We start from the raw sequence: 14,225 nt of genomic DNA on the forward strand, positions 1-14,225 counted from the left end.
GGAAAGCTAGGCCAGGCGGCGTCAGGCCGCGGGCGCCAAGACCCAGCCATGGGCCGGTTCGGCGCCGCGGAAGGCGATCGCTTCGGTCTCACCGGCCGGACGCCCCAAGCCTGCGGCCGCGTACTGGCTGAACAGCGTGGTCCTCGAACTCGCTGAGCCGCCGGCATGGCTCGCGCCCGAGGGCGGCGGATCGCCGATGATCAGCCCCCCGTCGAAGCTGGAGCCGGACGAGGTCTCGGTCAGGCTGAGCACCGCCTTGAACGTCAGGGTGTTTCCGCTGAGCCCGCCGCTGGCCAGAGATCCCAGGTCGATGGCGTGGTTGGTGAAATAGGTCACCAGCGAGGAGAGGGTGGCGAAGGTCTGGTGCACGATGTCCGTGCCGTCGGCATAGAGGTCCAGGGTCGCGCTGGAAAAGCCCGAGCCCGAGCCGGAGCCGTTGTAGAGGCCCACGATCAGGTCGTGCCGCGCCGCCAGCTGGGTGAGATCGGCGGTGAAGTCGATCTCGCTGGTCACCGTCTGGGCGGTGACGCCGCTGGCCGAATGGGCGCCGCCGAGCTCGGCCAGGGCGAAGAACACCGGCGAAGCCCCGAAGGCCGTGCTGATGTTCGAATTGGCCGAAAGCACCGCCGTGGTCGAGGCGCTGTTCGGCGCGCCCGCCTCCACCGCCACCGACTGGTTTCCCGCCGTGAAGCTGGGCGCGCCGCCGCCGATGGCCGCGCTGGCCTGGGCGGTCGAGGCGCCGCTCACGATCGCCGAGGCGTGGGCGGCGACCGTGGTGATCAGGTGGCCGGCCACATCCGCGGTCGAGGCGTTGGCGGCCACCGCGCCGCTGGTCCCGCTGGCCTGGGTGACAGCCGAGGCCGCGCCGGCGCTGGATCCGGTCCCGCCGGTGGCGGTCGAGGTGGCGTTGGCCGACGTCCCCGCGGTGATCGTGGTGCTGGCCGAGGCTGCGCCACCCGCACCGGCGACGCCGGGCGAATCCGCCGTCCCGCCCGCACCGCCGGCGACGTTGGTCAGCACGTTGACGCTGCCGACGCCCGTGATGCTGACATTGGCCGCGCCCGACCCGCCGGCGGCCCCGCTGGAGCCGCTGTGCCCGGCGCCGCCGTTCCCGCCATAGGCCAGGTCGTTGACCACGAGGGCCGTGCTGGTCGTGGCGTGCGCGGTGTCGTCGAAGGTCTCGTTCGAGGTCGAGGTCCCGCCGGCTCCGGCCGTGCCGCCCGTGCTGGCCCCGCCATTGCCGGCATAGGCGTCCTGCGTCAGGGTCAAGGTTCCGCCGTTGGTCTGGCCGGTGACGTTGTTCAGCTCATAGGCGTAGGCGCCGGCGCCGCCATTGGCGCCGTTCACCCCCACCCCGCCGTTGCCGCCATAGCGGTAGAGGGTGGCGTAGCTGGCGCCCGAGCCCGAGGCGTGGGCCCCGGCCGTGGCCGTGGCGCCGCCGCCGGCGCCGGCGGTCTTGCCGCTGCCGGACGCATTGCCGCCATTGCCGCCTTGGGCCCAGGCATAGGCGTTGGCGGTGACCCCGGTGAGGTCGACCTGGGCCGTGCCGGAGCCGCCGGCGCCACCGTTGGCGGTGGTCCCGCCATTGCCGCCCGCCCCGCCATAGGCATAGGCGTTGCCGGACACCGTCGTGCCGCCGAGGATGGTGTCCTTGGTGGTGGCGGCGCCCCCCGCCGAGCCGTCGACCCCAGCCGGGCCGGAGCCCCCGACGCCGCCCTGGGCCGTCATCGCCACAGTCACCGCCTTGGTCCCGGTGATGGCGCTGGTCGCCGATGCCGCTCCGCCGGCCGAGGTTGTCGCCCCGGTCGCCCCGGCGCCGCCATAGGCGTTGTTGGTCACCGAAATGGTCGCGCTCTGGGTCGGATTGGCGGTGTCGTCCAAGGTCAGGGCCGAGATCGCGCCCCCCGCCGCGCCGCCCCCGCCGCCGGTGCTGGCGCCGCCAGCCCCGCCGACGGCTCGCTGGTTGAGGCTGAGCACGCCGCCGTTGGTGTAACCCGTGGCGCCGTTGGTGATCGAGCTGGCCGCGCCGGCCCCGCCCGCGGCGTTGCTCACGCCCACCCCGCCGGCCCCGCCGGTCTGGTAGGCATAGACCGTGGTGGAGCCTGAGCCGCTGGACTTGGCCACGGCCTTGGCCGAGGCCGTCCCGCCGGCCCCGCCGGTGAAGCCGGCGCCATTGGCCGAACCGCCCGCGCCGCCGACCGCCTCGTCGTCGATATAGATGTTGGCGCCGGTGACCGTGGCGCTCGCATTGGCCGCGCCGCCGGCCGCGCCGCTGGAGCTGCTGGCGCCCGCGCCGCCAAGGCCGCCCGATGCGTAGCTGTCGGCGACGATGCCGGCCGCGCGATAGAAGTTGGGGGTGTCGTCGAAGGTGAGGCTGGAAGCCGCCTGTCCCCCGGCCGCTGCGGTCCCGCCATAGCTGGCGCCGCCGTCGCCCGCCTGGGCGTTCTGGTACAGGGTCAGGGTCCCGGCGTTGCTGTAGCCGGATACGGCGTTGGTCAGATAGCTGCCGCCCGCCGCGCCGCCGTTGGCCCCGCTGTAGCCGACGCCGCCATTCCCGCCGTAGCGGGTGGCCTCGGCTGTCGCGCTGCCGCCCGTGGAATAGGCCAGGGCCGCCGCCCCGCCGCCGCCGCCATAGCCCGCCGCATGGCCGGCGCCATAGCCCGCTCCGCCCGCGCCGCCGCGGCCGACCGCGATCGTCGTCACCGTGGAGCTTCCCTTGCCAGTGCCGGAGGCGAAGCCGTAGCCGCCGCCCCCGCCGTTGCCGCCGCTCGTGGCGCCGGCGCCGCCGCCGCCGCCCGTCCCTGCTGCGGTGCTGGAGACGAGAGTCCCGCCCAGGATGTAGTCGCGGCCCTCGCCGCCGCCGGCCAAGGCCCCATTGCCCGACTGGCCGGCCCCGCCGGCGCCGCCGGTGGCGGCGGCGCTGCCCACCACATGGCCGGCGCCGGTCAGGGTGTTGGTCGCGCTGGCGACGCCGCCGCTGGCGCCGCTGGTCCCGGCGCCGCCGGCGCCGGCGTTGGCGGTCAGAGCGACCTGCAGCAGCGCGCTCGTGGTGGCGCTGGCCGTATCGTCGAAGGTCAGGCCGGAAAAGGCGCTGCCGCCCAGCCCGGCCACGCCGCCGGCGCTGGCGCTGGCGCCGCCATTGCCGGCATAGGCGGTCTCGGAGAGATACAGGCTGCCGTTGCTGGTCATCCCACCGACGGCGTTGCTCAGCGACACAGCCGCCCCGGCGCCGCCGGTCGCGCCCGAGGCCCCCGCGCCGCCATTGCCGCCGTATTCGGTAGCCGTGGCGTAGTTGGCGCCGCTGCCGCTGGAGGTCGCGGTGGCGGACGCGCTGGCGCCGCCGCCCGCGCCGGCGGTCTTGCCCGAGCCCGTCGCATAGCCGCCATTGCCGCCATAGGCGTAGTCGGTCGCCGTGACCTGTGCGCCGGCGCCCTTGGCGCTGGAAAAAGCCGAGCCGCCCGCCCCGCCGCTGGCTGCGTTGGACCCGCCGCCGTCACCGGCGTTGGCGACGGCGGAACTGGTCACGGCATGGGCGCCGGTCAGGGTCAGGTTGGCGAAGGCGTTGCCGCCCGCCGCGCCGGACGCGCCGCTGCCGCCGAAGCCGCCGGCCCCGCCCTGGGCGTTGACGCTGGCCCACAGGGTTGCGCTCTTGTTGGTGTTGGCGGTGTCGTCGAAGGTCAGGGCCGAGGTCGCCGCGCCTGCCGCGCCGGCGGTTCCGCCATAGCTGGCGCCGCCCGCGCCGGCGTTGGCGGTCTGGGTCAGGTAGAGACCGCCGCCATTGGTCGAGCCGCCCACGGCATTGGTCAGGCTGCTGCCGGCGCCTGCGCCGCCGTTCGCCGTATCGTTGCCGGCCCCGCCGGCCCCGCCGGTGCGGGTGGCGGTGGCCTGGGCGTTGCCGGTGCCGCTGGTGGTCGCATTGGCGCTGGCGTTGGCGCTGCCGCCCGCGCCGCCGGTCTTGCCGGCCCCGTCGCCGACGCCGCCGGCTCCGCCGACACCGTTGGCCGTCGCCGTCTGGGCGCCGGAGCCGCTGGCGCTGGCGCTGGCGCTGCCGCCCCCGCCGGCTCCACCCGAGCCGCCGGAGCCGACCGAGCCGCCAGCCCCGCCCACCGCCCCGGCGCTGGAGCCCTCGGCTGTGCCGCCGGAAAGCGCGTCCTTGGCGGAGGCGTTTCCGCCCGCGCCGCCGGTCCCGCCGGCCAGGCCCGCGCCGCCCGTCCCACCGCTGGCGCTGGCCGTGGAACCGATGCTCCCCACACCCTTGATCGTGGCGTTGCTGGTCGCCGCGCCGCCTGCCGTTCCGCTGGCGCCCGACCCGCCGAGCCCGCCCGTGGCGTAGGTGTTGATCGTCAGGGCCGCGCTGGCGTGCGGATTGGCGGTGTCGTCGAAGGTCAGGGTCGAGGTGGCCGCCCCGGCCGCCCCGGCTGTGGCCGAGGCGCTGCCGCCACCGGCCCCGCCGGTCGCCGACTGGGTCATCAGCAGGCCGCCGGCGTTGGTGGAGCCGGAGACCGCATTGGTCAGGGCGACCGAGGCGCCGGCGCCGCCATTGGCGCCGGCATAGCCGTAGCCGCCGGCGCCCCCCGCCGCGCCGAGCTGCAGGTTGGTGGTCCCCGAGCCGCTGGAGGTTCCCTTGGCCGAGGCCGAGGCTGCGCCGCCGGCGGCCCCGCTGTGACCGCCGCCGCCCCCGGCGCCGCCGGCCCCGCCCTGGGCCTGAGCCACCAGGACGACGTTGATCCCCGTTCCGGTGGTCGCCGCCGTCGCCCCGCCGCCCGCCGCGCCATTGCCGCCCGAGGTGTCGGAGCCGCCGTCGCCGCCGGTCGCATAGGCATAGCCGTCGACCTGGCCCGCGCCGGTCAAGGTGGCGGTCGAGCTGGCCGCCCCGCCCGCGCCGCCGGGCGAGCCGCTGGTTCCCTGGCCGCCGGCGCCGCCATTGGCGGTCAGCAGGCCGTAGAGCAGGGCGCTCTTGGTCGTGTTGGCCGTGTCGTCGAAATTCAGCAGGTTGGTCGCCGAGCCGCCGGCCGCCGCCGCGCCGCCCGCAGAGGCGCCGCCGTTCCCGCCGGTCGCATACTGATATTCATAGAGGTTGCCGCCATTGGTCTCGCCCAGGGCGTCGCTGTTCATGTTGACCGAGGCCCCGGCGCCGCCATTGGCGCCCGCAGCGCCCGCGCCGCCCGACCCGCCGGATTCCCGGGCCGTGGCGACGGCGTTGCCAGAGCCGCTGGCGATGGCGACGGCGGAGGTCGCGGCCGCGCCGCCGGCGCCGCCCGCATGGCCGGCGCCATTCCCGGCGCCGCCGACGCCGCCATAGGATGTCCCGCTGGCGGCTGCGATGAGGCCCGTCGCGCTGGCGTTCGAGGAGGCGTTTGCGCCAGCCCCGCCGTTCGCGGCCGCCGCCGCTCCGCCGCCATTTCCGCCGGTGGCCGTAGCTGCGCTGCTCGCCGCCTTGCCGGTGGTGACATAGTCGTTGGCCGCCGCCGCCGCGCCGGCGCCCCCGACCGCCCCGGTGTTCGAGCTGGCGCCGCCCGAGCCGCCCGCCGCGCTGGCGGTGGCGCTGAGCCCGGCGCCCGCCCCGCCGGTCAGGGTGTTGGTGGTCGAAGCCGAGCCGCCCGCCGCGCCAGCGCCGCCGGCCCCCCCGTTGCCGCCATTGCTGGCGGTGGTGACATTGATGGTCGTGCTTTGGGTGGTGTTGGCGGTGTCGTCAAAGGTGAGATTGGAATAGGCGAGCCCCCCGGCGCCCGCGGCGCCGCCAGCGCTACCGCCCCCGCCGCCCCCGTCCGACAGCTGCGACAGGCCCAGGGTCCCGCCGTTGGTCTGGCCGGTGACCGCGTTGGTCTGGTGGCTTTCACCCCCGGCCCCGCCGCTGGCTGTGTTGTAGCCGTAGCCGCCGGATCCAGAATATTGGCTGGCGGCGACCGCGCTGCCGCCGCTGCCGCTGGCCTTGACGCTGGCCGCGGCGCTCGCCATGCCGCCGGCCGCGCCCTGGGAGCCGGGGCCCTGGCCGTAGCCGCCGACGCCGCCGTAGGCGACTGCGGTCGCCCCCGCCGTGCCGCCGGTGTTGGTGTCGCTGGCCGTGGCGGTTCCGTTGGCCCCCGCACCGCCGCTGCCGCCCTGGCCATTCGGCGAGCCGAGGCCGTAGGCGCCGCCCCCGCCGCCGCCGCCGCCCGCGGCCATGGCGTTGGCGCTCGTGGACGAAGCGGTGGCCGTGGTGGTGGTGGTCGCGCTCGCCGCCCCGCCTGCGCCGCCGTTCCCGCCATTGCCGCCCGCGCCGGTATAGACCCCGCCGCTGCTGGGCCCCGCGGCGCCGTTGCCGCCCACGCCGCCGCTCCCGCCATAGGCGTTGGCCGCATTGGCCGTATCCGGCGAGGCGGTGTTGGTCGCCGTAGCCGAATTGCCGGGCCCGCCGGAGGTCCCGGACTGGCCGGGCGAAGAGCCGTTGACACCGTTGGTTCCGTTGGCGCCGGTGACCGAGACAGTGGACATGGCAGGCCCCCTTGGATTGGACGAGACAAGCCGCCGGCGCCTGGCTTGGGCGCCGGTGTGCGGATAGCGAAAACGCAAGACCTAACGAAGCGTCGAAGCGCAGATGACCAAAGACGTCACATAATCGACACGAGAGTGCGCGCGTCCACACAGCATTCGGAAAGTCACGAATTTGCGCGCGCCCCACCTATACGGATCGCGTGCAATCTACGTTCGGGCCGAGGCTACGGGCAACTGCAGTTAGGTCTTGCTAAGGGATTCGAATAAGCTCAGTAGAGCTTGTTTAATCCTGAACAAGTTTATGAAATAACGATGCTATTTCGAATGCGAGGCAGAGGCGCCGGCGGAGGTTTCACGGCATTGTGTCCGCTGGCGCGCGAGGTCCGACCCCGTCCTTTTGGGGCCGAGCCGGCCCAAACGCTCAGGATATGAAAGCAGTGTAGCCGGTTCGGAGGCGCGCATAGAGCTGAGCCCTTGCGCCAGGCAGGCCCTTCCCCCTCGCCAGGGGAAGGGCCGCACGGGTCAACCCCGCCTCAGGTCCGGCGGCAGGGCTTCGTCGGTCAAGACGGCGATGGCCTCGTCGAGGGTCAGGATCTGTTGCCCCTCCGAACCCAAGCGGCGCAGGGCGAGCTTGCCCTCCTCCGCCTCTCTTCGGCCGACCACGGCGATGATCGGGGCCTTGGCCAGGGAATGCTCTCGGATCTTGTAGTTGATCTTCTCGTTGCGCAGGTCCGTCTCGACCCTCAGCCCCGCCTCCTTCAGCTTCGCGGCCGCGGCCCGGGCGAAGTCGTCGGCGTCGGAGGTGATCGTCGCCACCACGATCTGGGTGGGCGCGAGCCAGAGCGGGAAGTGGCCGGCATAGTTCTCGATCACGATGCCGAGGAACCGCTCCACCGAGCCGAACAGGGCGCGGTGCAGCATCACCGGCCGCTGCTTGGAGCCGTCGGCCTCGATGTAGGACGCGTCCAGCCGCTCGGGCAGCACGAAGTCGAGCTGCAGCGTACCGCACTGCCAGGTGCGGCCGATGGCGTCGCGCAGGTGGAACTCCAGCTTGGGGCCGTAGAAGGCGCCTTCGCCGGGCAGATGCTCCACCTCCATGCCGGCGGCCCTGGCGGCGCTTTCCAGCTTGGCCTCGGCGATGTCCCAGACCTCGTCCGAGCCGGCGCGCAGGTCGGGTCGCAGGGCCAGCTTGACCGCATGCAGTTCCACGTCCAGGTCGGCATAGACCGAGTAGAGCAGCTTGACGAACTTGGTCGTCTCTTCCTCGATCTGATCCTCGCGGCAGAAGATGTGCGCGTCGTCCTGAGTGAAGGCTCTGAGGCGCATGATGCCGTGCAGGGCGCCCGACGGCTCATAGCGGTGGCAGGCGCCGAACTCGGCCATGCGCAGCGGGAGGTCGCGATAGGACTTCTGGCCGACATTGAAGATCTGCACATGGCCGGGGCAGTTCATCGGCTTGACCGCCAGGATCTCCTCCTCGGCCGTCTCGCAGACGAACATGGCGTGGCCGAACTTCTCCCAGTGGCCGGAGCGCTCCCAAAGGCCGCGATCCAGGATCTGCGGCGCCTTGACCTCGACATAGCCGTCGTCGTCAAGCCGCCGGCGGATATAGCCCTCCAGCGTGCGGAACAGGGTCCAGCCCTTGGGGTGCCAGAACACCATGCCCTTGCCCTCTTCCTGCAGGTGGAAGAGGTCCATGGCCCGCCCGATCTTGCGGTGGTCGCGGCGCTCGGCCTCTTCCACGCGCTTCAGATAGGCTTCGAGGTCGGCGTCACTGGCCCAGGCCGTGCCGTAGATGCGCTGCAGCTGGGCGTTGTTCTGGTCGCCGCGCCAGTAGGCGCCGGCCAGCTTGGTCAGCTTGAACGCCTTGCCGACGTGCTTGGTGGACGGCAGGTGCGGCCCGCGGCAGAGGTCCTTCCAGGCGCCCTGATGATAGACGGTCACCGCCTCCCCGGCCGGGATGCCGCCGATGATCTCGGCCTTGTAGGCCTCGCCGATCTTCAGGAAATCGGCGATGGCCTGATCGCGGTCCACGACCTCGCGCGTGATCTTCTCGTCGCGGTCGACGATCTCCTTCATCCGCTGCTCGATCTTGGCCAGATCGTCGAGCGAGAACGGCTCGTCGCGGGCGAAGTCGTAGTAGAAACCGTCCTCGACATTGGGGCCGATGGTCACCTGGGTGCCGGGGAACAGCTCTTGCACCGCCTCGGCCAGCACGTGGGCCGTGTCGTGGCGGATCACGTCCAGAGCCTCGGGCGCGTCGCGGGTCACGATCTCGATGGCGCCATTGCGCTCGATCGGGCGATCGAGGTCGCGCAGCTCGCCGTCGAGCTTGATCAGGAGGGCCTTCTTCTCCAGCGACTTGGAGATCGAGGCGGCCACGTCTCGGCCCGTGACGCCGTCTTCGAAGGGGCGGCTGTCGCCGTTGGGGAATTTCAGTTCGATCATGTCTCACACGTCCAGCCCCGTTTCGGGGCGCGCCGGGGCACAGGGTCATAGCCTGATCCACCCCAGGGATTGCAACGGCACAGACGCCTGGTGGCGAGATATCCGCCCCGCCAGGGTCCGTGAACGATCAGGGCCTCGGCCGCATAGTCCGAACAGGTCGGGGTGAAGCGGCAGTGGCGCCCGATCAGGAGCGATAGCGTCAGCTTGTAGGCGCGGTGGGCGCCCCTGACGGTGCGTTCGTAGAGGGTCATGCCGGCGGGCCTGCGAACGGCGGTTCGGCTGGCTTATCGCATCCGCGAAAAGGGCCGATCAAGCCGCGCCGGCGCGGCTAGTTCGCGACGCGTGGGAGTCCACGGCCGTGCGCGCAGCCTCCGCCGCGGCCTCGAACGCCAGCAGCGTCGAGGTATGACGGGCGGGATAATCCTTGACCGGCGCCAGCACGGAGAGCTCCGAAAAGCGGCCCTCGGGAGGCGGGCCGTCCGCTTTCAGCATAGCACGAAGCGCGTCCCGGGCCACCTCGATCTCCTGCGGCGTGGCGCCCAGGACGTGCTCGCCCAGCACCGCCGCCGCCGCCTGGCCGAGGGCGCAGGCGCGAACATCCTGGGCGAAGTCGGCCACCACCCCGTCCCTGACCGTCAGATCGACGGTGATGGTCGAGCCGCAGAGCTTGGAGACCTTGGTCGAGGAGGCGTCGGGCGCCTCGAGCCGGCCGGCGTGCGGCAGGTTTGCGGCCAGCCCCAGGATCTTCGCGGAATAGAGGTCGTCGATCATAGGGCCAGGGCAGGCTCGTCGGCCCGCGCCCGCCACAGCGCCTCGGCGCGGGCCTTCAGGCCTTCGCCGAGCGCGCCGTAGCCCTCGCGCAGGTCGCGCAGGCGCGAGCGGCTCAGGTAGCGCGTGCCAAAACCGGAGAAGATTTCGCCGTTGGAGAACAGGCAGCCGGTCTCGGCCAGCTTTTCGATCTCCAGATAGCGCGTGGTCTCCATCAGAAAGCCCTTGGTCTTCCAATGGATAGCCTCGTCCGGCGTCCAGTCCAGGATCGTCGCCTTGACCGGCCGCGGCGGATGGTCCGGCAGGGCCAGGGTCAGGGCGAGGCTTCCGCCGAAACGCACCTCGCCCGTGGCCTCGGCGTAGATCGCGCTCCATTGGGTCCACGCCGATACGTCGAACATCACCTCCCAGATGATGTTGGCTGGAGCGGCGATGCCGATGCGGTGTTCGATCTTGACGGCCATGGGCTTCGACTGCGGCTGGGCGGATTGCGTGAGGCTAGTTCGCGCGAAACCGCCGAAAGGTTTCATATAGAACGAAACGGGGCGGAGTTAAGCCCTTCGCCCTACTCCGCCATTCTCCAGGTCGCGCCGTGCGGGCCGTCCATCACCACCACCTTGAGCGCGGTCAGTTCGTCACGGATGCGGTCGGCGGTCGCCCAGTCCTTGGCTTGTCTCGCCTCGATGCGGGCAGCGAGCAGGGCCTCGACCTTGGCCTTGAAGGCCTCGTCCGAGCCGCCCTCGAACCAGGCGTCGGGGTCGGCCTGCAAAAAGCCCATCAGCCGGCCGGCGGCCAAAAGGTCGGCCTTGGCCTGGGCGCGGCCGGCGTAATCCCCGGCGGTTTCCAGAACCTTGGCCATGGCGAACAGCTCGGCGACCGCCTTGGGCGTGTTGAGATCGTCGCACAGGGCCTCGATCACCGCCGACGGCGGCCCGCCCGGCGGAGCCTCGACATCGGCGGCGCGGCGCAGGGCGCCGTAGAGACGGTCCAGCGACTTTCGCGACTGCAGGAGCAGATCGCCGGTCCAGTCCAGCGGCGCGCGATAGTGGGCGGCCAGCAGCGCCCAGCGGATCGCCTCGCCAGGGACCTGCTCCACGAGGTCATGCACCAGGAGCACATTGCCCAGCGACTTGGACATCTTCTCGGCGTCCATGGTCAGAAAGCCGTTGTGCATCCAATACTCGGCCATCACCGGCGCATGGTCGGCGCAGCGCGACTGGGCGATCTCGTTTTCGTGGTGAGGAAATATCAGGTCGTGGCCGCCGCCGTGAATGTCGATCGGCAGGCCGAGGTTCTTCTCCACCATGGCCGAGCATTCCAGATGCCAGCCCGGCCGGCCCGGCCCCCATGGCGACTCCCAGACCGTCTCGCCCGGCTTGGACGGCTTCCACAGGACGAAGTCGGCCGGGTGGCGCTTGTAGGGCGCGACCTCGACTCGGGCGCCGGCGATCATATCGTCCAGGCTGCGGCCCGAAAGGGCGCCGTAGTCGCTGAACGCCTGGGTGTCGAACAGCACGTGCCCTTCGGCGGCGTAGGCGGCGTTGTTGCGGATCAGCCGGCCGACCAGCTCGAGCATGGCTTCGATATGCGCCGTGGCGCGGGGCTCGAGGGTGGGCCTGAGCGCGCCGAGGGCGTCCATGTCGCCATGGAAGGCGGCGGTGTATTCGTCGGTTATCACCGAGATCGGCACGCCGCGGTCGATAGCGGCCTGGTTTATCTTGTCGTCCACGTCGGTGATGTTGCGCGCATAGACCACCGCGCGCTCGCCGTAGAGGTGGCGCAGGAGCCGGAACAGGGTGTCGAACACCACGACCGGGCGGGCGTTGCCGATGTGGGCGTAATTGTAGACCGTGGGGCCGCAGACATACATCGTCACCCGGCCAGGATCGCGGGGCGCAAAGGCGCGCTTTTCGCCGCTCAGGGTGTCGTGGATGACGAGGGTCATGGGATGTCTCGGGCCTTTCGAAGGCGGCTGATATAGCCGCGTGTGTCGCCGGAAGCCACTGTCCGGCTTGACAGCCCGGCCCAAGCGCGCGTCAAGGCGGACATGACGCAAGCGACCTTCCCCACCGCCGCGACGCCCGACGAGTTGGAACGCGGCGCTGTGCTGGCCCCGCGCTTCGACGCCAACGGCCTGATCGCCGCCGTCGCCCAGCATGCCGAGACCGGCGAGATACTGATGCTGGCCTGGATGAACGCAGAGGCGCTGAAGCTGACCCTGGACACCCGCGAGGCGCACTATTTCAGCCGCTCGCGAAACGCCCTGTGGAAGAAGGGCGAGACCAGTGGGCAGGTGCAGACGGTGACCGAGGTGCGGGTCGACTGCGACCAGGACGCGGTGCTCTTGAAAGTCCTGCCCCAGGGCGATGGCGGCGCCTGCCACGTCGGCTTCCGCGCCTGCTTCTACCGCGTCGTCGAGGACGGGGTCCTGGTGGAGCGCCCGTGACCGACGAGCCGGTCGAACTGGAGGACGGCGACGATCTCGAAACCCCGCCGGCGGGCGAGGCGATCCTGGTCGAGCTGCCGCCGGAAGAGGCCGGCGCCCGGCTGGACAAGACCCTGGCCGCCCATCTGCACGACATATCCCGCGCCCGGCTACAGGCCCTGATCGCGGACGGCGCCCTGAGTTTCGCCGGCCTGGTCCTGACCGACGCTAGCCGCAAGGCCCAGGCCGGCCTCTACCGACTGGTCGTCCCCCCGCCGACGCCGGCCGAACCCGAACCCGAAGCCATCCCGCTGAGCGTTCTCTACGAAGACGCCCACCTGATCGTGGTCGACAAGCCGGCCGGCATGGCGGCCCATCCCGCGCCCGGGTCGGAAACCGCAACCCTGGTCAACGCCCTGCTGCATCACTGCGGCGACAGCCTCTCCGGCGTCGGCGGGGTGGCGCGGCCCGGCATCGTGCACCGGCTGGACAAGGACACCTCGGGCGTGATGGTCGCGGCCAAGACCGACGCGGCCCATGCCGGCCTTTCGGCCCTGTTCGCCGGCCACGATATCGAGCGCCTGTACATCGCCCTGACCCGCGGCGCGCCGCATCCTCGGTCAGGCGATATCGCAACCCGCATCGGCCGCTCGCCCCACGACCGCAAGAAGATGGCGGTGCTGCGGTCCGGCGGGCGCGAGGCGATCACCCACTACAAGACCGAACAGGCCTGGGGCCCCGCCGAAAAGCCCTTGGCCGCCAGGGTCGCCTGCCGCCTGGAGACCGGCCGCACCCACCAGATCCGCGTCCACCTGGCCTCGCTGGGCGCCCCCTGCCTGGGGGACCCGCTCTACGGCTCCGGTCCGCCGGCCGCAGCGGTGCGCGAAGCGATGGCCGAGGCGGGCCTTTCCCGCCAGGCCCTGCACGCCGCCGTGCTCGGCTTTCACCACCCGATCACAAAAAAGTGGATGCGTTTCGAAACGAAACTTCCTGAGGATTTGCAACGGCTTACCGCCGCCCTTGCAGAAAAATTATAACCGAGCGCAAAACTCGGACATTGTTTCGGCCGTTGATGGTCTTAAACCGGCCCTCATCCGCACTATCTAGTGCTGCGTATCAGATGGGGGCGGGGGACGCGCTCGTGTGCGCGCCGCTTTGCTGCTCCCGAGGGGATGTTCGTCATGGCTTCAGCTCAAGCCCTTGCTGTCATGTCGCCGGAAGGCGGCCTGTCGCGCTACCTGACCGAAATCCGCAAGTTCCCGATGCTGGCCAAGGACGAAGAGTTCATGCTCGCCAAGCGCTGGAAGGAGCATGAGGATCCCGAGGCGGCTCACCGCCTGGTCACCTCGCACCTGCGCCTGGTGGCAAAGATCGCCATGGGCTATCGCGGCTACGGCCTGCCGATCGGCGAGGTTATCTCCGAGGGCAATGTCGGCCTGATGCAGGCCGTGAAGAAGTTCGAGCCTGACAAGGGCTTCCGCCTGGCCACCTACGCCATGTGGTGGATCAGGGCCTCGATCCAGGAATATATCCTGCGCTCGTGGTCGCTGGTGAAGATGGGCACCACCGCCGCCCAGAAGAAGCTGTTCTTCAACCTGCGCAAGGCCAAGAGCGAGATCTCGGCCTTCGAGGAAGGGGATCTGCGCCCCGAACAGGTCAGCCACATCGCCACCCGCCTGGGCGTGCTGGACGAGGAAGTGGTGTCGATGAACCGGCGGCTGTCCGGCCCCGACGCTTCGCTGAACGCGCCCCTGCGCGCAGACGGCGAGAGCGAGTGGCAGGATTGGCTCGCCGACGACACCGCCGTCAGCCAGGAGACCCAGCTGGCGGAGGACGAGGAGAAGTCGATCCGCATGTCGTTGCTCGAAGAGGCGATGACCGAGCTGACCGACCGCGAGCGGCACATCCTGACCGAGCGCCGGCTGAAGGACGAGCCGACCACCCTGGAAGACCTGGCCTCGGAATACGGCGTCAGCCGCGAGCGGGTGCGCCAGATCGAGGTCCGCGCCTTCGAAAAGCTGCAGAAGGCCATGCGCGCCGCGGCCACGGAACGGAACCTGGACGCGGCCTGAGGCCTCGATAGCGCCTCAGGACAAGGCTGAAGGCAGGT

9 protein-coding genes are annotated in these 14,225 nt (G+C 71.3%); 3 read left to right on the forward strand and 6 right to left on the reverse strand.

All coding sequences use genetic code 11. The features are described 5' to 3' along the window. Positions 1 to 21 precede the first annotated feature (21 nt). The 6 genes from KCG34_RS26060 to cysS form a co-directional block, all read right to left on the reverse strand. Positions 22 to 6,474 (reverse strand): beta strand repeat-containing protein, encoded by a 6,453-nt coding sequence (locus tag KCG34_RS26060; protein ID WP_211936403.1) that lies wholly within the window; start codon positions 6,472 to 6,474, stop codon positions 22 to 24. Between the two features lie 522 nt (positions 6,475 to 6,996). Continuing rightward, a complete protein-coding gene (gene thrS / locus KCG34_RS14730) occupies positions 6,997 to 8,922 on the reverse strand; it encodes a threonine--tRNA ligase (protein WP_211936404.1) in 1,926 nt (641 codons plus the stop codon). Next, a complete protein-coding gene (gene yidD / locus KCG34_RS14735) occupies positions 8,919 to 9,173 on the reverse strand; it encodes a membrane protein insertion efficiency factor YidD (protein WP_211936405.1) in 255 nt (84 codons plus the stop codon). The genes thrS and yidD overlap by 4 nt, the downstream gene beginning before the upstream one ends. A gap of 58 nt (positions 9,174 to 9,231) precedes the next feature. Beyond that, positions 9,232 to 9,693, reverse strand: coding sequence for an iron-sulfur cluster assembly scaffold protein (locus KCG34_RS14740; protein ID WP_211936406.1), 462 nt, complete (start codon positions 9,691 to 9,693; stop codon positions 9,232 to 9,234). Then, positions 9,690 to 10,154 carry an SRPBCC domain-containing protein gene (locus tag KCG34_RS14745; RefSeq protein WP_211936407.1) on the reverse strand — a complete coding sequence of 155 codons (465 nt, stop codon included), beginning with the start codon at positions 10,152 to 10,154 and terminating at the stop codon, positions 9,690 to 9,692. The genes KCG34_RS14740 and KCG34_RS14745 overlap by 4 nt, the downstream gene beginning before the upstream one ends. Before the next feature lie 101 nt (positions 10,155 to 10,255). Next, positions 10,256 to 11,635: a cysteine--tRNA ligase gene (gene cysS, locus KCG34_RS14750; RefSeq protein WP_211936408.1), complete on the reverse strand. Its 1,380-nt coding sequence runs from the start codon at positions 11,633 to 11,635 to the stop codon at positions 10,256 to 10,258. A 102-nt stretch (positions 11,636 to 11,737) separates the two neighbouring features. On the opposite strand from cysS, the gene hisI reads away from it, so the two are divergent. The 3 genes from hisI (at position 11,738) to rpoH (ending at position 14,187) form a co-directional block, all read left to right on the forward strand. Then, positions 11,738 to 12,136, forward strand: coding sequence for a phosphoribosyl-AMP cyclohydrolase (hisI, locus tag KCG34_RS14755; protein ID WP_211936409.1), 399 nt, complete (start codon positions 11,738 to 11,740; stop codon positions 12,134 to 12,136). After that, positions 12,133 to 13,152, forward strand: coding sequence for an RluA family pseudouridine synthase (locus KCG34_RS14760; RefSeq protein ID WP_211936410.1), 1,020 nt, complete (start codon positions 12,133 to 12,135; stop codon positions 13,150 to 13,152). Before hisI ends, KCG34_RS14760 begins: the two co-directional genes overlap by 4 nt. 144 nt (positions 13,153 to 13,296) lie before the next feature. After that, a complete protein-coding gene (gene rpoH, locus KCG34_RS14765; RefSeq protein ID WP_211936411.1) occupies positions 13,297 to 14,187 on the forward strand; it encodes an RNA polymerase sigma factor RpoH in 891 nt (296 codons plus the stop codon). The last annotated feature ends 38 nt before the right edge of the window (positions 14,188 to 14,225 follow it).

Origin of the sequence: Phenylobacterium montanum, from assembly GCF_018135625.1 — a bacterium.
In the GTDB taxonomy this organism is placed as follows: Bacteria; Pseudomonadota; Alphaproteobacteria; order Caulobacterales; family Caulobacteraceae; genus Poindextera; species Poindextera montana.